Origin of the sequence: Clostridium sp. FP1 (genome assembly GCF_011065975.2) — a bacterium.
Classification (GTDB): Bacteria; Bacillota; Clostridia; order Clostridiales; family Clostridiaceae; genus Clostridium_AD; species Clostridium_AD tagluense.
Genome location: NZ_JAAMNJ020000001.1, coordinates 1,433,091 through 1,453,008, shown reverse-complemented (window position 1 = coordinate 1,453,008; position 19,918 = coordinate 1,433,091). Strand labels below are relative to the sequence as shown.

The window sequence follows — 19,918 nt, the reverse complement described above, 5'->3', positions numbered from 1 at the left end:
TTATAAAAACCGTTACTTATCTATTATTTTTAATGTCTTTAGTACTTCTTTTAGTTCTCCCTTCATCTTTAAAAAGGTATTAAATTCTGGATGCTCTTCCGGGAAATTTAGATCTGTTGGTCCACCTATAACATAAGTAGCACCTTTTGCTTCAAAATATCGTTGGTCACAAATTGTATCAAGACTATCTTCATAGAAATTAGCTGAATTCTTATTAATAAAAGCAAATAGTTTACCGTATCCACCTTCTGCTTTTTCCTTTGGTTTAAAATACACAGTTATCCCCATATCATTTTCTTCAACCCTATATTTATCCTTCCAAGTTTTTGGGAAAACAATTGAAAACCCAAGTTTATCACTCTTAAACATTTCAGGTTTATTACTATCATTCACTTTCTTTGAACATCCCACTAATAAAACTAATAATGACAGAATGGTCAAACAATATAATAATATTTTTTTCATATTTGCCTCCAATGATTTTTAAATTCTTATAAAAATTGAAAATATCTTTAATTTACAGCTTTACGCTTTACATAAAATATATAATGAACTAAGCTGTATATCATAAAAACCCATCTTACCCTTATTATAGCTACCTTTTTTAATTTGTCAATATTTGTTTATTTTAAATAAAATTCTATAAATCCTTAAAATGTTCAAAAACATTTCAGTCTATCCCCTCAAATTTTGCTCTAATACAAACCAAAATAAGGAGTTGAATAATTTATTCAACTCCTTACTACACTAATAAATATTTAATGTAATTTAGCCAGGTGATACAATTCATTCCATTACTTTAATGCAAATTCCATTATGGCTAATATCCATAAATGTAATGGATAAAAAACATAAAATAAATATTTACTAAATTTATTGTTAACCCCTCTTTCTCCGTTATATGAAAGCATAAATGGAACTGCTGTTATAAATAAGAAATCTGAATTAAACATTAACATTTCTATTGTCTCTTGAAATGTATCATATGGCGCATAACTCATAAGAGCCAAAGCTAAAAATAATACAAAATATCCTATAATAGCTTTTTTCTTATTTTCTCTAAAGAAATATGTTATTAATGCAAATGGTATCAAAACCATCCCACCCTCTGTAAACACTCCCAATGGAATAAGAACTATTGAAAACACTATTATTCCTACCTTTTTAGCGCCTTCCTTATTTTTGCTAAATTCAAACAAATTAAGTATTGTAAGTCCTAGGGCCAGTGTCATAAATATATTATTGTTAACTACAACTTCTTTTGACACTAACCCTTTATTTATTATAAAATTCCCAATTTCCATAAATATAGCCCATCCGAATAATCTAAGGTTATACTTCAATTTATTTTTTGTGTGGAATAATCCTTCTACCATTAAGAATACAAATAATGGTGCTACAAACCTTGATAATGGATGAAACCATAATGGAAATACTCTTGGAAATGCAAAATATAAATGGTCCATTAGCATTACTATAAGTGCGATAATCTTTAATTGAAATGCATTTAATTTTTTCATAATTTTATTCTCCTCTTTTTGTTACCTTATGTGCCTATTATATATTTAAAGAAGAGGTGCAACCATCTAACTTCATTACGTTTCCCTTACATTTTTGTAATACTCGCAGCAAATAACAAAGAGCATATATTATGCAAATTGTAGCTGGTTATTCTTTGCCTGATACTCCCATGCCTAAAGGCAAGGTGTTCTTAGATAGCTTAACTTCTCCTATACTCTCATTTATTTAAAAATCAAATAAATTACAACATATAAGAACTAATTAACTTCTCTAAAACTTTCACTATCAATCATTCCAATGAATGAATTAACGATAGCATATGGCTCATATCAAAACCTCTTTAGCCTTAATTTATAATCCCATACTACTTATTGCTTTATTGTTGCTATTTTGTATTGTTACTATTTCCTTATCGTGTAGCACTTTAAAATTATCAAACTCCTTAAAACATAAATCTCTATCTATTTCTTCTAAATTATCCTTAATATTCATTATAAGAAATGCACTATAACAATCCCTTTGTATTTTAAATCCTTCGAAATTGTTCCACCTTTCCGATAATTCTTTTTTATTATACTTATCATCAAAATGGTTGTATTGTGAAGCTTTTATTTTAGTAGTGTTTATTTTTAAAAGCTCTTTACCATACCATTCTAATTTATTATCTAATATAGTTAAAAACATGCTAGGTGCTTTACTTGCGAGACTTTTACCAAATCTCTTTTTCTTATTTATTTTACCTGTCTTATCATTTATTGTTGTATTCTTAGCTCTCTTTTGTAGCCCACTATAGCTCATAGTTTCTACTAATATTCTATCGCCTAAACTGATAATTTGATTAGCTAATTTCTCATGACTTTGCTTTCTTATACAAGCTTGTTTTCTTTGTATTTCTCTTAATTCATTTTGAGTTTTAATATATTTATTAGACTTAATCCATATTAATTTAATAGCTTTTTTAATAGTTCCATTTTCATTAAAGTTATTAGGATTATTAGTCCTACGTTGTCTATCTAATTTTCTTTGCAATATCATTTTTTCATGTTCAATATTTTCAACTTCTGGACATAATTCTAATAATTTTACTTCGTTTTTACTACTAAAAGCAATAGTTCTAGTTCCAATATCAATACCTACATTTCCGTCTCCTATTCTATGCCTAACCTCTCCAGTTTCTTTATTATATTTTTTAGGTGGAATTCCTTCTAAAATTAGTTGAATAAAATATTTGTACTTACCTCGAATGAACTTTCTAACTACTCTACAATATTTAATTTTATTTAATAATGATATATGTGCATATTCATCGTTTTTATTTATAATTATATCTATCGAAAGTCCATTCCATATTAATTTATTATCTACAAATCTAAGTCCAGTTTTATTTGATTTACCCTCAACACTACTCAGTTCACCATATTTTTTGAAATAAACTTTATTACATTTATGAAGCATTAATTGCCCAAAAGCATTAAAACATCTTGTCGCTATTTTTTGTGTAGTGAAGCTATCTATATTATCTTTAAAATGTTTCTGTATAAGCTTAACGTATTTATGAAGTGAATATTCTGTCAAACCATTATTTTTATTTAATTTGTTAAATTCCTTATTACGTTCTTTGCCTTTTTTCATTTTAATTACTTTTCTATACTCTTTAGATTCTTTCATATAGTTATATCTTTTATATAATTCGCCTAGACAACTATTATAAATATTTCTACCTATTTCTAATCTTTTATCTAATATATCTTCTTGATATATTTCTGTATCTAATTTTAATGTCAATATATAACTTGACACAATATTCACCTCTCTTCACATACACATCTCACCATATGTTTAAATCTCTCTTCAACATTAGGTATTAATTTTTTTCTTTTATATCTTGGACAAAATATAAAATTATAATTAATCAAAAATACAGTTGTTTTAGTTGTTCTATATTTATTTTTCATGAATTTATAATAGCATAGTTTATGTATTTTACAAATATATTATACACAAGCTATGCTATCCATCCCACACCTGAAGGAGTGGGCTTTCCGCACAAATATTGTAATATACACTCTCTACTTAGTGCTGAGGGCTATTTTATTATGATATTTTCAGCGTGCTTTAGAATTATAATATCCTCATACGATAAGCTTGAACAGCCGTTTCGCTAAGTTTATCAATAAATTTAGTATTAACATAAGCTCCTACAAAGGCCCCTATTCCAGGAATCAGCTGTAATAGTTTTGCTAAATCAATATAATCTCTATACTCTTGCTGAAATGCTCTCCAATCAAAAGAATTAATATCTTTGGGCAATGTACTATAATATTCTTCAAAATTTTCCATTCTATCAAATACTTCATTTACATTACTCTTACTAGAAAAAGCGAGCTGAAATACATATAATATATAAATTCTTTCTTTATAATCATTAACGTCAAATCCATAAATTGCAGCAATGTCATAAAGAAATTTAATTTTTATACTTAAAAGTAAAGGTAAGTCCGCAAGTGCCAAAAGGAATCCACCTGCCCCTGTTCCTGCACCCTCTATCATAGCAGTAGTTTTATAGGTCTTGGTTTTTTGTGCAACTAATTCTTCTCTTTCTTGAAGAGATAAATTTATAGAGGGCTCTTTCGTAATATATTTCGACCCAACTAAAACTACTTTAATCATATTTTTTATAGCTGAAGTTATTATTTCATGATATTTTTCGGGTAATATTCCATTAAATTTATTTTGAATACCCTTTGATACCTTTTCAACTATTGTGGATTTTTTTTTCATTTCTATCTTCCATTTATTCAATTCTTCTAAAGCCATATCATTATAAGAATACATTAAAATCACCTGCCTCAGTTTATTATATATTTAAAATGGGCTTTAAACAACAACTATTACCGCTCCCTATCCTTGTTTTAAACTTTCATTTATAACCTACGCTCCAAACTATTTTTATCTTTTCAAGTTGATTTATAGAATTATAATTTGTGTATAGTATTGACATGATGATATTTAGGTAGTACAATCTATTAAAAGATATCTATTATTAAATGATATTAAATATCATTTCACGGTTAAATTACGTAAAGCTAATATTGTTTATAAGTAAAAAGCAGAAAAGAATTGCTTTGATAATTATTGATTTTGATAGGAAATAATTTATGAGTCTATAGGAAATTATAATCATTGATATTAAACAATATTTTACATTAAAATTATGTCACTTATTTAATAGAAACTTATAAATATTATTAATTTAGGAGGTATCAATATGGAAAGATTAGTTGGAAAATCAGCTCCTTATTTTAAAATGAACGCCGTAAAAGGTGATGGAAGCGATTTTGTAGAAGTAAAATTGGAAGATTATAAAGGAAAGTGGCTTGTTATGTTCTTTTACCCTTTAGATTTTACATTTATATGCCCTACAGAAATAACTGCTTTTAGTAAGAAATATGATGAATTTAAGAAGGAGGGTACAGAATTATTAGCAGTAAGTTGTGATAGTCAACATGCACATAAAACTTGGATAAATCAAAACTTAAGTGATGGTGGATTGGGAAAAATCGCTTTCCCTATGGCCTCTGATTTAACAAAAGAAACTTCAAAAAATTATGGTATACTAATTGAAGAAGAGGGAATTTCTTTGAGAGGATTATTTATAATAGATCCTAATGGGATTGTTAAATATTCTGTTATTCATGATTTAAATGTAGGAAGAAGTGTTGATGAAACATTGCGCGTACTTAAAGCGTTAAAAACAGGTGGATTATGTGCTATAGACTGGCAAGAAGGAGATAGTACTCTATAACTCCACCTGAATATAGTCTATAAAACAATTAAATATTAGAATATATTCAAATTTGATTGGTATTACTATATATTTTATAGACTTAGGCAAATGAGCTACAGACATAAACTTTATGTCTGTAGCTTTTAAATTTAACCAATATTCTCTACTATTTCAGCTACTCACCTAGCGAAATCCACTAAATAGTTGCTATCAATATCTAAAAATTTCATCATGAACCATATATGACTATTACTTGGAATAAATTTAAGATTTTTATACATTTTATTACTTTCATGGATTATATTGTTTAATATTGTTTAATTCTATTTAATATTGTATAATAGTGTATATATTTCATAAATTAGTATATCGTTTTTTTAAATGTTATTTTGAAATTTAAAAACTGTCAAAGTAAAAATGATAGCTTATTTTATTAATGAAAGGAGATTTTTCATATAAAAATATTTATAAAATCAATAAATTTGATATATTTTTATATTATAAAAGAGGCAGTTTTTGATTTATAAAAATAAAATTACTTGAATTTCATAAATATTAAAGGGGGCAAATATAAAATGAAAATTACTAAGAAAGCTTTGACATCAGTAGCGCACGTATTAATAATTAGTATGGTTATAAGTGGGTCAATATGCAATTATAACGTAAAAGCTAGTAGTCTTAATAATGTACAAGCTATAAAATTAAGCACAGAAAATAATCCAATTAAAAATAATAGTGATAATATAGATGAAAATATTTATGGACTATCTTATAATCCAAACAATATATTATCATATAATGGAGAAAATATTGAAAGTTTTGTACCAGCGGAGGGTTTTGAAAATCCAAATAAATATATTGTAGTAAAAAGAGAAAAGAAAAGCATTTCAGATTCCACTGCAGATATTTCAATTATAGACTCAATAAATGACAGAACTTATCCTGGTGCGCTGCAACTTGCAAATAAAAATCTTATAGAAAATAGACCTGATGTAATTTCATGTGAAAGAAAGCCTATTACTATAAGTGTTGATTTACCTGGCATGAGTGACGATGGTAAAAAAAATATTGATTCACCAACATATTCTGCAGTTAATTCTTCAATAAACTCTTTACTAGAAACATGGAATTCAAAATATTCATCTAGATATACTATCCCTACAAGAATAAATTATTCTGACACTATGGTGTATAGTAAATCACAGCTATCTACAATGTTTGGTTGCAATTTTAAAACTTTAAGTAAGTCATTAAATATAGATTTTGATTCTATATTAAAAGGCGAAAAAAAGGTTATGATACTTTCATACAAACAAATTTTTTATACAGTAAGTGTAGATGCACCTAATCGTCCATCAGATTTATTTGGTGACAGCGTAACTTTTGATAAATTAGCTTTAAAAGGAGTAAATAATGATAATCCTCCTGCATATGTTTCAAATGTTGCGTATGGTAGAACAATTTATGTAAAACTTGAAACAAACTCTAAGAGTGCAAATGTTAAAGCGGCATTTAAGGCATTAATAGATAATCAAAATATAAGTAGTAATGCAGAATATCAAGATATACTAGATCAAAGTTCATTTACAGCTACTGTTCTAGGTGGCGGAGCACAAGCACATAATAAAATAATTACCAAAGATTTTAATGAAATAACAAATATTATTAAAAATAATTCAGTATACAGTCCTCAAAATCCTGGATATCCTATTTCATACACAAGTACATTTTTAAAAGACAATAGTATAGCATGTATAAACAATAAAACAGAATACATAGAAACCACTGCAACAGAATATACTAATGGTAAAATAGTCCTTGATCATAGTGGCGCATATGTTGTTCAATTTCAAGTAACCTGGGATGAAGTTAATTATGATAAACAAGGAAATGAAATAATTGACCATAAATCATGGTCCGGAAATAATAAAGATAGAACGGCTCATTTTAATACTGAAATATATTTGAAAGGAAACGCAAAAAATATTTCGGTGAAAATAAAAGAATGTACGGGCCTTTCATGGGAATGGTGGAGAACTATTGTAGATGTTAAAAATATTCCATTAGTAAAAGAGAGAACTTTCTCAGTGTGGGGTACAACATTATATCCAACTAAGTCCATTCAGCCTGGAATCTAAATAAAACTACTCATCTACTAAAGTAGATGAGTAGTTTTATTTTAACCAATATCCTCTATTATTTTAGCTACCCACCTACAGAAATCCACTGATGCTTTTTTAGCTATTTCTACCACTCTTGCATGAGAGTGTTTTTGTTTTTGTATACCTGTAGCCATATTTGTAATACAAGATATTCCAAGTACCTCTATTCCTAAATAATTTGCAGCTATTGTTTCAGGAACCGTAGACATTCCAACAGCATCTGCCCCTTGCCCTCCAATTGCTCTTATCTCTGCAGCTGTTTCATAATAAGGTCCCATAAACCCTGCATAAATGCCTTCTCTATATTCAACACCTATTTCATCTGCAACTTTCTTTGCTTTATCTATTAGTTCAAGTTTATAGGGTTCTGACATATCTGGAAATCTTGGTCCAAATCTTTCATCATTAATTCCAATCAATGGGTTATCAGAAACTAAATTAATAAAATCAGTAATAATCATTAATGTTCCAGGACTAAAGCTTGTATTTATACCTCCACAGGCATTAGTTACTATAAGCTTTTCAATACCCAAAAGCTTCATCACAAACACAGGGTATGCAACTTCTTTCATTGTATAACCTTCGAAATAATGAAATCTTCCCTGCATTGCAAGTACAGCTACGCCTTTTATTTCCCCTAAAACTAATCTTCCTTCATGTCCCACCACTGTTGACTGTGGAAAATTTGGTATATCCTTATAGTTAATATATTCTTTATTTTCTATAGCATCGGCCAAATCACCCAGTCCTGAACCTAGAATAACTGCTATTTTAGGCTTTAAGTTCATTTTACTCTCTATATACTTTACTGATTCGCGAGCTTTATCATACATGTTCTTCATATTCTTCTCCTCCTAAAAATTTATTACAACTAGAAACCGGTTTCTAATTATGCAAAAAAATAATGCTACCTCTTTTTATATTTTTTTGTACTGTTTCTAATCTTTAATTCATATGCCATAACAATGTTTTTATTTTCTATCTCTTCATTCTGTAATTTTTCTAATATTAGTTTTGCTGCATTAATTCCAGAATCATAATAATCAAAATGCATTGTTGTTAAAGTCGGTTCAAATACGGAAGAAATATCCATATCATCTATGCCAACCACTGATATATCCTGTGGAACCCTGTAGCCTTTTTCTTTTAAATACTGTATTGCTCCAAAGGCTAAACGATCTATGACTGCAAATACTGCAGTCGGAATTGTTTTAGAATTATTAATTATACTTTTCATTGCTTCATATCCTGATGATATTTCGAAATCTCCTACTGATAAATATTCATCCGGTACATCAATGTTATTCTCTTTTAATGCAGCCATATATCCTTGTTTTCTAAAACTTCCTATTGCCACTTTAGTTTCTGATAAGCCAATATATGCAATTTTTTCATGACCTTGACTAATTAAATGTGATACTATTGCCTTAGCTGCATTAAAATCATCATATGTTACATAAGGAACATCTATTTCACTATTTTGTTGGCCCATTATTACAACTGGAATATTAATTTCATTAATCAATCTTATGTGTTTCTCTGTAATCTCAGTGTGAAAAAATATAATTCCATCTAAATGTTTCTTTTGAAAAATATCAAAATATTTGAATTCATCATTTTCACTTCCCCTTGAATTAGCAAGCAAAATGTTATATCCTTCTTGATTCAACTTTTCGGTAATACCTTCAGTTATATGCGAAAATGTATCAATACCAATTCTAGGTAATATAACTCCTATTAATTTTGTTTTCTTAGTTACTAACTCCTGTGCTAATAAATTAGGGGTATATCCCGTTTCTTTTAAAACTTTTTCTACCCTTACCCTCAATTCTGGGCTTACATTTTGTGAATTATTAATTACTCTTGACACCGTAGCTTTTGAAACTCCTACTAACTTAGCAATATCTTTCATATCCATAAACTTAATCTCCATAAATTCTCAGTATACTTGAAACCGATTTCCAATATTATTGTATATCTTTTTATTTTAATAGTAAAGACTTTTATTATAGAAGGAAAGACAGCAACTTATAGCAGCCGTTGTCTTTCCTTCTGAAATGTTGTTAAATAACACTTTAAGTATCATTCATATCTGAAAAAGTACTACTTAATTATCTCTTTTAATAAATCATTCTTGTTAATATTATTAATAATATTAATGCTACTTTCTTTAGCTTATAAGAAAAATGAGTCTTGACAAATAGTTCAATCAATTAACTTTTCATAAAAGAATAAAAAACCATCTTCGGTTTGTCCAGTTTTTTTATAACCAATTTTTTCATATAAGTGTTGATTTCTTACACTATAATAAGGCGTTCCTAACACCCATTTTTTTATCTGTGGATGTAATTCTTCAATTAACTTCAATGTCTTAAAACCATATCCTTTATTATGATATTCGGGATGAATACATAGGTCTTCTAATTCATAAAATTTATTGTCCTCCCCATGCAACCAAAAGAAACCAATTATATTATTACCAATCATAATCTTATAGAATAAATAATCTTTAATCAAACGCTCTGTTTCTTCTTGGGATTCATATCCAGGAGGACCACCATCTCTTCCAGGTCCAAACCTACGGGTCTCATCATTATATGCTAATTTCTTAATTTCAGTTATAATTTTAGAATCTTCAACTTCAGCTTTTATAATATTAATCATTGCTTAATTCCTCCCAGGGTTAACTTTTTTATAAACTTACAAAACCTTCTTCAACCACTCCCCAGTGACAGATTCTTTTACTTCCATCACTTCTTCTGGTGTTCCTTGTGCTACCACATAACCTCCATTTTTACCGCCCTCAGGACCAAGATCAATTATGTGATCTGCTGTTTTTAGCACTTCTAGATTATGTTCAATAACAAGTAAGGAATGTCCCATGTCCACAAATAAATTTAAACAATTCAATAGTTTTTTTATATCTGAAATGTGAAGTCCTGTAGTGGGCTCATCTAATATATATAGGTTATTTGAGCCACTCTTTATCTTCCCAAGTTCTGACGCGAGCTTTATTCTCTGTGCCTCTCCTCCTGATAAGGTTGAAGAGGACTGACCTAATTTGATGTATCCCATTCCGTTCTTTCCATTAAAGCATAAGATCTATCCCTTTCACCTATTTCATCATCCGCATTGACGCTTTCGAAAATCTCTCTTACAGATTAGTCCTTGCAGTAGACCATAGTTCCTAATGAAAAGTATGAATGTGCGCCTGAGCCCCTTCTTACCCTTGCTACACTCTATCTAAATTCGCTTCTGGTCTTTACATTTCCATTTATGTATATATCATCTTCTATGAGACAAATCCAAGGAGTAGGTTTACTACTATTGTCATTAACAATAATCTCCATATCAATATCTGATTTCTCCCATACCTGATCATAGGATAGACTTCCTTCTAAAATCACAGCTATGACATTGCTGTCCATCTTCAGTCTTTCGCACAATGTTTCCACTGCCTGCATATATCGTTTTTGCAAATCGCTACTGGCAAAACTTACTTTCCAAAAATCCGTTGGGATAGCATGCGTATTAAGCTTCCTATAATCATTAGGCGTAATATCAAATATTCTCTTGAATGCCCTAGAAAAGGTTTCATGACAGTTGAATCCAAAGTCCAATGCAATATCAATTATCTTCTTATCTGTTCCTATAATTTCCCCAGCTGCCACAGATAATTTTCTTTTCTTTATATAATCCGCTACAGGAATTCCTATAACTGATTGAAATACTCGATGATAATGATGCGTAGAATAAAAACATAACGCTGATAATTGTTCAAGTGTAATATCTTCCTTAATATGTTCTTCTATATAATCTAATGTCTTTTGGAGCTCATTAAAATAGTCAGACATAATCCATCACCAACCTTTGAATATAGTATATCATCTAGCGATTTACTTTTCTTGATATTTTTTGATATGTTGTAAATGACTGCAGTTACTGTATTGTAGGGGGAAATGTATTATATATGACTTTCTAATTCTAATTAGAACAAATTATATGTAGTTATGCTAAATATAGATTCCCGATTTTTTTTGTAACTCATACCATTTTTTTTTGAAAATAAAAGAGCAATGTTAAGAGGTTTCTTAGGTATGCCATTAGGAGTTTTTATCATTTTCTTTATAAAGAAATATAAAATACGAGGTGTTTATTAATAGGATAGTTTGTTTCAAACTTTGAAAAAAGGGCGACGTAACTATTGAAATTGAAAGCACGAACAATGGTCTTTGAAAATTGTATAATACGGTATTGAAGAATAAGAATAATTGCTATGTTTTACAAAAATAGTGATTATTCTTCTAAAAATATGCTATAATTACCATTAGTTAAGACGACATCGTAAAAAATGCTTCTTTAATCGTAAATCTGCGATATTTGAATAATAAAGAGGAAGAATGAATTAGTTATAAATATACGAAGATTATTTTATATAACTGGAAGTTGAGGAGGGTATGATGAAAAGAAAAAAATTAATTGAAATATTAAAACAGTTAAACCCTTTAATAATAGAAAATAATGGACCAAATAAAATTAATTGGATGTGTGTTTAGTCGCATGTTTCGTATTAAACGTCACAACTATAAAAACCGAATAATTCCTTAAAATGCCGTATTATTAAGGATTGAATTTTACGGCACTTTTACGTCGCAGTTCAATAATATCTAGTCCTAACAAGAAAAAAATCACTAAAGAACTGATGTAACCTTTTCTTTAAGCTCTCTACTGAATATGGTTTACCCTTCAAATCATTAATATGCATATGCACAACGTATTCTTTTTCCTATAACCACTTTGTTTCAAGCTTTTCCCATAATAAATCATGATATGAAAGCATTCTAAGATCTAAAACAACTAATGACATTAGCAAATATCCAAGCTAATGCCATAATCAAAACCTTTCCCTAATTTTCCATTGTGGCATTCCATAACTGCCCAAAATATTGGTTATGGTCTAAGAGTTCCTTAAAATCACCCACACCAACAATTTCACCATCTTTAAATGCATAGATTTTGTCAACATTTTTTATTGTACCAAGACGATGAGCAATCGTTATAATTGTTTTGTTTTTTAAAAATTGCATGACATTTTCCATTACCAATTCTTCTGTAATATTATCCATAGCTGAAGTAGCTTCATCCAATATAACAATTTTTGCATCTCCAAAGAACACTCTTGCTAATGCCAATCTTTGGCGTTCTCCACCCGAAAGCATAACACCTCTTTCGCCAACTTCTGTATGTAGTCCTTTGGGTAGAGCAGAATAAAATGGTGTGAGTCCAACACGTTCTAATACTTCAATAATTGCCTCATCGGAAATATCCTTATCGAAAACAATATTTTCTCGCAGGGTTCCATCAAAAATAGGAGATTCCTGTGAAGTATAAGAAATACAATTATAAAATTTATTTAAGTTAAGCTCTGACAAATCATTTCTATCAACATAAATATTCCCCGCATTTGGCTTAATTAGACCCATGATTTGCTTAACAATTGTTGATTTTCCTGAACCACTTTCTCCCATGAATGCAACTGAACTTCCAGCAGGAATATCAAAGGATAGATCCTTAAAGATGTTTTTATCCTCATAAGAAAAACATACATTCTTAAAATGGATATTTCCCTCTATGGAATTTACTATCTTTCCAGAATTTAATCTAACATCATCTGGCATATCCAATAAATCTGTATATCTCCTAAATGCGCTCATATCTAATTTATATTGTACGAACAATACATTAAATATAGCAATGGGTGAATATGCTTTATCAATCAAGATAAGTAACGCAACTAGATCACCTACTGACAATGAATTGTTTTCCCAACTAATATATATAATAATCACTTTTATTAGTATTATAAACAATGCAAAAATAGCAAAGAATGCTTCATGAATCATCTTCATTTTGATTTTTGATTTTACAATTTCTTCAGATGATTTAGTTGTTTTGTATATCTCATGCTCAAATCTTTTATTAGTTCTAAATACAATTAACTCCATAAAGCCACGAACTACATATTTATTAAAAATTTCCTCATTATTTAAAATATGTGCTTTAATTTCATATAAATATTTCAGCAAGATATTGGTTACCACAAAGACAAATACATAACCAAATGCAATATAAATCATAATATTCTTGTCAATATTGGCAATGAAAATCAAACTGAAAACTATACTTGGAACCAATTCACTAAATAATCTAAAGTAAAAATCAAATAATATACTTTTACCTGCATTAGCTCCATTTTCTATTTTTTGAATTAAATTGCCCGTCCCTAATAATTGATAATATCTATAGTCTATGGTGCTCATTTTTCTCAATGCTTTTAGCTTAAAATCCAAGTATATACTTTGGTACAATTTGCAACTTGGATATTCATGGAAATAATTAAGGCAACATATCAGCACTAAAACAAATCCATAAATGCATACTGTGTTTATAGAAAGGGACTTATCTCCAAAATCATCTAATACCTTTTGAAAATAGCTAGCACTAAAAGCATTCAAAAAAGCCACTACTATTCCCAATAATATATAAATAACAACCAATAATTTCTTCTTGTTTAAAATTTCTAAATAATATTTCATAACTGTACTCCCCCTAATTTTTAATATGTTATCAAAAATTAGTACAGTTGAGACTGCCAGCAAATAAGTCTAACCTCAGTACAATCTGCTTACAGATTATTTCAACTGTACTGAGTGATTAATTCGTTTAATTCTCATTCTGGGGTCACATCCTTTCAATATTTTATATAAAAGCCATAATATACTTCTTAATTTCAACTTTAACAGTTTCCATTTTATGTCAAACCGCGATTCCGATTTAACAATACCATGATTCATTATAAACGCAAAGATTAGATATATACTAATCTTTGTGTTAGTATATCTTTCTATTGTGTCATAAATAAAAATGCCACAAACTTTTATGACTTACAATCTTTAATTAGAAGAAAGAGAATTAACTCAACTTCACAATATGCTTATAATCTTTGCTTTTCTTTTTCAATTTTTTTGTTCTTTTCTGATTCTGCTATCATAATATTAACCCAAAACAAAGTAACCATAGACGTCAAAAAGCTAAATGATGCCCCGACTTTCATATTATTGAACGGTCCAAACAAGTAATTAATACCAAATATCAGCATTCCAATAACAGATACGATAATTCCAATTTTCGAAGCATTTGAATAGTTCTTCATTTCTTCAACCTCCTTCGCTATTTATAGATAATATTACTTCGTAATAATGAAGACTGCGAATTAATCATTTTTTATATAGCCTATTATAAATGAAATTGTACCTATAATAAAAAATAAAGGTAAAAACATATTAGTAAATAAACCTGGCAGTTCAGGATATGTGGGAAAACTTCCTTTAACCATCTGACCAGTCCATGAATAATAAGCAATAAATCTCTCGATAGTATATATAAACCCACTTGCAACCATAAAAATAGTACCTATTTGGTAATGTGATTTTTTATTCATATATCTGTTTCTCCTTTCTTTTTTAGGTCATCTAATTTTACTTAAGCGTCATAACTATTAAAACCGGATAATCCCTTAAAACAGCCTGTTATTTGTATTTCATTTTGTGTGATTTTTGAATATATTTATACCAGACGCAATACATAATAAGAATAATAACAATAATCTACCAATACCACTTACATCTCCATAACATCATACCATTTTGTACCATAAATTACTATTACTCGGAATAAATTTAAGATATTTATACATTTTATATCTTAAAGTGGTTTGTATCGCAAATGTATATATTTTACACACTAAAAATAATAGGCAGTTCATACATAGAATACTATGTTGTCTACCTATATCGTAGTTAAGTTATCTTTATTCACTTAACGATATTTCAGAAGGAAAGTCTCCTACATCAATAGGTTAATTGACATATTTTTATTCAAAAAATAATAAAAGATAGGTTTAACCCTATCTTTTTCCATAAAAAGAATAAGTATATACTTTGAATTTTATTTATTTCTGATGAATCATTTGGGGAAATTGAGAATCTCAAACCATAAGCGTCTTTACTATATGTTTTCTGTTTTCAATACGTCAATAATATTGTCTTTCTTAATCTTTGAAGTTGCATATAGCATCGTTGAAAGGACAATTGTAAATACAGCAATTATAGTGACAATAACACTACCCCATGGAACAGCAAATTCAGCATCGAATGACTGGCTCAAAACCCTATAAATCAAATACATCATTCCAAAACTAATGGGAAGTCCATAGAGTAATCCTTTAATTCCATAAAACCAGCTTTCGTAATTAATCATTTTATTGAAACTCTTTGGTGTCATTCCAACGGATTTAAGCATTGCAAATTCCCTTCTACGTAGGGATATGCTAGTTGATATAGTATTAAAAATATTGGCTACGCAAATAGCAGTAATAATTCCTATAAAGCCGTATAAAAACACCTGGATAATAATCCACATTTGCCTCCCTTGTTTATTTTGCATTGTAAAATCAATAATATTTACACTTGCAACTGAGCTCTTATTTTGATATTCATTAATGCTTTCCACAAGCTTCGTAGGATTAGAACTTTTAATAATCATATCCACATGGATATTCTTAGATATTCTTGGCATCTTCCCTTGCATACTGGCATATACCTGCTCTGATACTATAATCATAGGTTCCTCTATGTTAGTTAACATGGTCTCACCAATGGGAGTCTTATCAGCAAGGGCTGCTATTTCTAACAATATACTACATTCATTAGGCTTATTACTTACTGGACACGTAAGTTTCAATTTTTCTCCTGGCTTAATGTTAAAGCGATTCATACGTAGGTATTTATTATCTACTTTCATAGCCACAGTGTTAATGAGTATGCCAGAGGGATTTACAGTATCTTTTAAACTAGTAAGATCAGTTCCCGTTTCTTTAGCATATCTTTTAAGTGCTACCTCATCAATAGATTTTATCTGAAAATGTGTTTTATAGGTTTCAGCCTTTTCTTCTTTATTATTTGGTGGGATAATCGCTTTAATTTCATCTGGAATTAAACTGCTTTTAACATCTACTACAATATCTTTCACAGTATCTTGAATAATACTTTCATCCGCATATTCCATTTTTGATATTGCCTTATAAAAATCCTTTTTCTCTTGTGATGTGGCAGCGGAGGTTACAAACACACTAATATCATAAGGAATATTATTAGCTGCGCTTTCTGCTGATTTTTGAGACAGCAAGGATAGGGATGAAACTGATAAAAACAAGACAATACTAATAACCAGGGAAAATATGGTAGCTTTATATCTGCGGCTATTTCGCTTTAAGTTTTTAAGCCCAAGCTCTGCTTCAAATCCAAATATAAGTCTTGTCAGTTTAGATGTTTTTACAGCTCTACTGGTGAGCTTTATGTCTCGTGATTGACGCAGTGCATCAACAGGAGATATCTTCGAGGCACGTTTTGCGGGAATATAAGATGATATTAAAATAGTAATAATAGAAAGCAATATAGCAACTACTATTGCGCCTGGAGATATTACAAGCTTTAGTTTAAGGCCTGCTCTGAAGCCTTCTATTAGTGGCTGCACAAGCTTAAAGGTTATACCCATTGCTACCGTACCCAAAAATACACCTATAGGGATACCAATAACCCCAACAACAAAACCTTCAAAAAATACAGATTTACTTTTTTGCTTTTTTGTTGCGCCTACACTTGCAAGCATTCCTAAATGACGGCTACGCTCCGAGATTGAAATTGCAAAGGAATTATATATAAGTGCTACGGAACCTATAATTATAATAGTTATCATTATACCTGCAAGAGCATATAGCGTTAAGAGCACACCATCATTAATAATTCCATAGTACCTTAAAAGCTCCCTATTATAGATAGTACTATCACTAGAAACGCCTACTCTTTTCGAAAGCTCATTTGCCTCTGTATTTACCTTTTTGCTAACATTTTTCCAAACTACCGACATATTAACAGTATCAGTAGGAGTAAGCTGCTTTTTATCAAGATAGGATATCACCATATAGCCCGGTGACCAGTAAAGTTCAAATTTGGGTCTACTTATAATTCCTGTTACAGTATATTCTTTTTTAGATTTTGTAATAAATTTTTCACCTTTGTTATCTTTACTTTGCCTTCTGAAGCCGTAATCCTGACCAAGGGCTACCTTATTTCCATCTTCATAACGCTGGCCAACATCCAATTTAAGTATGTCACCAACCTTATATGCCACTCCAGCATTTTCTGAAATATAAGAAGATATAACTATTTCATTTGAGTTTTTAGGGAAATGACCCTTAACTAAATTTAAATTAAAGCTTTCCATGCCCTGCTCATCATATTCCTCTATAAAAAGATAGGGCTTATCCTTATTTTTAGAGCCTTGAAGCTTTGCATATCCTATATCCCTGCTTAGTGCTACTCTCTCCGTATTTTTATCATTCATCACTACATTAATGTTTTTACTGCTTAAATTATTATAGCATACGTGCCAATCTCCTGTATCCTCTATGGTATTTCGCTGCATCATACTAAGGAAAGACATCACAGAGGTAGGTATGGCTGTTATCATTGAAACTGATAATATAACACCAATAATGGTAACAATAGTACGTTTTTTATTTAGTTTCATATGACGAAGGGTCAAAGAATTTATGATATTCATCTACGAATCACCTCATCCCTTTCAATATGACCGTCTTCAATTGAAATTATTCGGTCCGCCTGCAAAGCAATGCGTTCATCATGAGTGATTATTATTAAAGTCTGATGGTATTTTTTATTTGACAACTTTAAAAGTTCTATTATTTCCCCACTGTTTTTACTATCAAGGTTCCCCGTAGGCTCATCTGCAAGTACAAGCGCCGGTTTATTAATAAGTGCCCTTCCTATTGATACACGTTGCTGTTGCCCCCCTGAAAGCTGATTAGGCAGATGGTTTAATCTATCTACAAGGCCCAGTGTGCTTATTATCTCATCTAGTTGCCCTTCCTTTATCTTTTGACCATCCAGTAATAGCGGCAGGGTAATGTTTTCTTCCACATTCAAAACTGGTATTAAATTATAAAATTGATATATAAGACCGATTTGCCTGCGTCTAAATATAGCAAGCTTTGTTTCGTCAAGAGCATAAATGTCAGTATTCTCTATAAAAACCTTACCAGTAGTTGGGGGATCCACACCACCTAATATATGCAAAAGTGTTGATTTGCCTGACCCTGATGGTCCAATAATTGCAACAAATTCCCCTTTATTCACTGAAAACGACACATTATCTAAAGCCTTTACGGCTGATTCACCCCTGCCGTATGTTTTAGACAGATTTTCTACTCTTAAAATTTCCATTCCTGCTCACTCCTCTATTAGTTTATAACCTTAGTATATCTGCCTAATATGACTTTGTAGTGACTATTTTGGTGACATTTTTGTCACACAATGCTTTTATAAATCTTGATAGTAAATTCTGTTCCTTTGTTTTTTTCGCTGGTGACTTCAATTATGGCACCTTGTTTTTGCAAAATACTTTTTGTCATGGCAAGCCCAATACCTATACTGTTATTGCCTGCATTTTTGCCCTTATAAAATCTATTAAATATATATGGCAAATCCTCCTTATTGATGCCCCCACCGTTATCAACTATTTTAATCATTGTATATATTGTTGTTTCACAAAAATCAATAACTATCTTCCCACCACAAGGTGTATGCTCAATACAATTTTTTATGATATTTGAAGTAGCCTCAGAGGACCAATTAAAATCACCAATAAATTCAGCATAATTATCACCGCTAATTTCAAGGATCTGCTCTTTGATTTCCATAGGAATTAGCAGATGCTGGGTAGCCCTACTGATAAGCTCTCGTACATTTACATTCTCTTTTTTAAACTCAATTGTGCCTGCATCAATCTTAGATATCTTTAGAAGTGACATAACAAGCCACTTAAGTCTTTCAAGTTGTGACCGAATATTTCGCGAAAATTCCTGGCGTTTATCCTGGGGTAGGCTTTCATCACATATAAGGTCTGTCATAACAAACATTGAAGTTATTGGAGTTTTAAGCTGATGGGAAATATCAGAAATTGAATCCGCAAGAAAAAGCTTGTCTCTCTTTAATAGCTCAGCTTGTTCATATAGAGTCACAGTTACTTTATATATTTCACTTTTAAGTATACTAAGCTCGCCCTCATCATTATCTCTAATATCAAGGGAATACTCGCCACCTGTAATTCTCCTTAGATACTCAGATAATTGGTCCAATTGCTTATATCTCCACTTGGTAAAAATGAAAGATATAACAATCATTAAAATCAAAGCTGAAAATGCTATAATTCCTGCAATTATATTAACGAAAAAGCAGGCAACAGATCCTATTAGTGAAATTGAAACCAAAAGAATTAGATATATTTTTATTTCTTTGTTTCGTAACAT

16 protein-coding genes and 2 pseudogenes are annotated in these 19,918 nt (G+C 29.9%); 2 read left to right on the top strand and 16 right to left on the bottom strand.

Annotated elements, in window-relative coordinates; all coding sequences use genetic code 11:
* Nucleotides 1-12: 12 nt before the first annotated feature.
* The 5 genes and pseudogenes from G9F70_RS07040 to G9F70_RS07020 form a co-directional block, all read right to left on the bottom strand.
* Entirely contained in the window at nucleotides 13-465 is a 453-nt protein-coding gene (locus tag G9F70_RS07040; protein ID WP_125003523.1) for a hypothetical protein, read from the bottom strand.
* Nucleotides 466-794: 329 nt separating this feature from the next.
* A complete protein-coding gene (locus G9F70_RS07035; protein WP_164946605.1) occupies nucleotides 795-1,520 on the bottom strand; it encodes a TraX family protein in 726 nt (241 codons plus the stop codon).
* A gap of 352 nt (nucleotides 1,521-1,872) precedes the next feature.
* Nucleotides 1,873-3,321, bottom strand: a complete 1,449-nt coding sequence (locus G9F70_RS07030) for a transposase (RefSeq protein WP_164946606.1) — start codon at nucleotides 3,319-3,321, stop codon at nucleotides 1,873-1,875.
* An 11-nt stretch (nucleotides 3,322-3,332) separates the two neighbouring features.
* Nucleotides 3,333-3,476 (bottom strand): annotated as a pseudogene (locus G9F70_RS07025) (IS200/IS605 family transposase); the annotation flags it as partial.
* Nucleotides 3,477-3,642: 166 nt separating this feature from the next.
* Entirely contained in the window at nucleotides 3,643-4,356 is a 714-nt protein-coding gene (locus G9F70_RS07020) for an EcsC family protein (protein ID WP_164946607.1), read from the bottom strand.
* 433 nt (nucleotides 4,357-4,789) lie between these two features.
* Between G9F70_RS07020 and G9F70_RS07015 the strand changes: the two genes are divergently transcribed.
* Nucleotides 4,790-5,326 carry a peroxiredoxin gene (locus G9F70_RS07015; RefSeq protein WP_164946608.1) on the top strand — a complete coding sequence of 179 codons (537 nt, stop codon included), beginning with the start codon at nucleotides 4,790-4,792 and terminating at the stop codon, nucleotides 5,324-5,326.
* A gap of 557 nt (nucleotides 5,327-5,883) precedes the next feature.
* Nucleotides 5,884-7,446: a thiol-activated cytolysin family protein gene (locus tag G9F70_RS07010; protein WP_164946609.1), complete on the top strand. Its 1,563-nt coding sequence runs from the start codon at nucleotides 5,884-5,886 to the stop codon at nucleotides 7,444-7,446.
* A 41-nt stretch (nucleotides 7,447-7,487) separates the two neighbouring features.
* Here the strand turns inward: G9F70_RS07010 and G9F70_RS07005 are convergent, their stop codons facing one another.
* From G9F70_RS07005 to G9F70_RS06955, 11 genes and pseudogenes are all read right to left on the bottom strand, one after another.
* Nucleotides 7,488-8,303 (bottom strand): purine-nucleoside phosphorylase, encoded by an 816-nt coding sequence (locus tag G9F70_RS07005; RefSeq protein ID WP_164946659.1) that lies wholly within the window; start codon nucleotides 8,301-8,303, stop codon nucleotides 7,488-7,490.
* A 74-nt stretch (nucleotides 8,304-8,377) separates the two neighbouring features.
* On the bottom strand, nucleotides 8,378-9,388 hold the full coding sequence (locus tag G9F70_RS07000) for a LacI family DNA-binding transcriptional regulator (protein WP_164946610.1): 1,011 nt from the start codon (nucleotides 9,386-9,388) through the stop codon (nucleotides 8,378-8,380).
* Nucleotides 9,389-9,675: 287 nt separating this feature from the next.
* The gene (locus G9F70_RS06995; RefSeq protein WP_164946611.1) at nucleotides 9,676-10,134 is read right to left on the bottom strand and encodes a GNAT family N-acetyltransferase; all 459 of its coding nucleotides are present in this window, start codon (nucleotides 10,132-10,134) and stop codon (nucleotides 9,676-9,678) included.
* Between the two features lie 36 nt (nucleotides 10,135-10,170).
* Nucleotides 10,171-10,548 (bottom strand): annotated as a pseudogene (locus G9F70_RS06990) (excinuclease ABC subunit UvrA); the annotation flags it as partial.
* Between the two features lie 161 nt (nucleotides 10,549-10,709).
* A complete protein-coding gene (locus tag G9F70_RS06985) occupies nucleotides 10,710-11,324 on the bottom strand; it encodes a helix-turn-helix transcriptional regulator (protein WP_164946612.1) in 615 nt (204 codons plus the stop codon).
* 1,053 nt (nucleotides 11,325-12,377) lie between these two features.
* Nucleotides 12,378-14,066, bottom strand: coding sequence for an ABC transporter ATP-binding protein (locus tag G9F70_RS06980; protein ID WP_164946613.1), 1,689 nt, complete (start codon nucleotides 14,064-14,066; stop codon nucleotides 12,378-12,380).
* A gap of 398 nt (nucleotides 14,067-14,464) precedes the next feature.
* A complete protein-coding gene (locus G9F70_RS06975) occupies nucleotides 14,465-14,683 on the bottom strand; it encodes a hypothetical protein (RefSeq protein ID WP_164946614.1) in 219 nt (72 codons plus the stop codon).
* 60 nt (nucleotides 14,684-14,743) lie between these two features.
* Nucleotides 14,744-14,971, bottom strand: a complete 228-nt coding sequence (locus G9F70_RS06970) for a hypothetical protein (protein WP_164946615.1) — start codon at nucleotides 14,969-14,971, stop codon at nucleotides 14,744-14,746.
* 566 nt (nucleotides 14,972-15,537) lie between these two features.
* A complete protein-coding gene (locus G9F70_RS06965) occupies nucleotides 15,538-18,153 on the bottom strand; it encodes an ABC transporter permease (RefSeq protein ID WP_164946616.1) in 2,616 nt (871 codons plus the stop codon).
* Complete coding sequence (locus tag G9F70_RS06960) at nucleotides 18,150-18,833, bottom strand: ABC transporter ATP-binding protein (RefSeq protein ID WP_164946617.1); 684 nt, start codon at nucleotides 18,831-18,833, stop codon at nucleotides 18,150-18,152. Before G9F70_RS06960 ends, G9F70_RS06965 begins: the two co-directional genes overlap by 4 nt.
* A gap of 83 nt (nucleotides 18,834-18,916) precedes the next feature.
* Nucleotides 18,917-19,918, bottom strand: a complete 1,002-nt coding sequence (locus G9F70_RS06955; RefSeq protein ID WP_164946618.1) for a sensor histidine kinase — start codon at nucleotides 19,916-19,918, stop codon at nucleotides 18,917-18,919.